This is a genomic window from Agrobacterium sp. LY4 (assembly GCF_001526585.1).
Taxonomy (GTDB): Bacteria; Pseudomonadota; Alphaproteobacteria; order Rhizobiales; family Rhizobiaceae; genus Agrobacterium; species Agrobacterium leguminum.
In genome coordinates this window covers 1-1,133 of sequence record NZ_ASYA01000039.1, presented here as the reverse complement: position 1 = coordinate 1,133, position 1,133 = coordinate 1, and the positions used below count along the sequence as shown (strand labels likewise).

1 protein-coding gene is annotated in these 1,133 nt (G+C 59.1%); it reads left to right on the top strand.

The genetic code is table 11. From position 1 onward, the window contains the following. Positions 1-1,133, top strand: a 1,133-nt coding sequence (gene tuf / locus L904_RS22005) for an elongation factor Tu (RefSeq protein WP_035259350.1), incomplete at both ends; no start/stop codon positions are given.

The window sequence follows — 1,133 nt, the reverse complement described above, 5'->3', positions numbered from 1 at the left end:
ATGGCAAAGAGCAAGTTTGAGCGCAATAAGCCGCACGTCAACATTGGCACGATCGGTCACGTTGACCATGGCAAGACGTCGCTGACGGCAGCGATCACGAAGTTCTTCGGCGAATTCAAGGCGTATGACCAGATCGACGCCGCGCCTGAAGAAAAGGCCCGTGGTATCACGATTTCGACGGCACACGTTGAATACGAAACGCCTGCCCGTCACTATGCGCACGTCGACTGCCCCGGCCACGCCGACTACGTGAAGAACATGATCACCGGTGCTGCCCAGATGGACGGCGCGATCCTGGTTTGCTCGGCTGCTGACGGCCCGATGCCGCAGACCCGCGAGCACATCCTGCTTGCCCGTCAGGTTGGCGTTCCGGCGATCGTCGTGTTCCTCAACAAGGTCGACCAGGTTGACGACGCCGAGCTTCTCGAGCTCGTCGAGCTTGAAGTTCGCGAACTTCTGTCGTCCTACGACTTCCCGGGCGACGATATTCCGATCATCAAGGGTTCGGCACTTGCCGCTCTTGAAGATTCCGACAAGAAGATCGGTGAAGACGCGATCCGCGAGCTGATGGCTGCTGTTGACGCCTACATCCCGACGCCTGAGCGTCCGATCGACCAGCCGTTCCTGATGCCGATCGAAGACGTGTTCTCGATCTCCGGCCGTGGTACGGTTGTGACGGGTCGCGTTGAGCGCGGTATCGTCAAGGTTGGTGAAGAAGTCGAAATCGTCGGCATCCGTCCGACCTCGAAGACGACGGTTACCGGCGTTGAAATGTTCCGCAAGCTGCTCGACCAGGGCCAGGCCGGCGACAACATCGGTGCACTGGTTCGCGGTGTTAACCGTGACGGCGTCGAGCGTGGTCAGATCCTGTGTAAGCCGGGTTCGGTTAAGCCGCACAAGAAGTTCAAGGCCGAAGCCTACATCCTGACGAAGGAAGAAGGCGGCCGTCATACGCCGTTCTTCACGAACTACCGTCCGCAGTTCTACTTCCGCACGACGGACGTAACGGGCATCGTTACGCTTCCGGAAGGCACGGAAATGGTTATGCCTGGCGACAACGTGACCGTTGACGTCGAGCTGATCGTTCCGATCGCGATGGAAGAAAAGCTGCGCTTCGCTATCCGCGAAGGCGG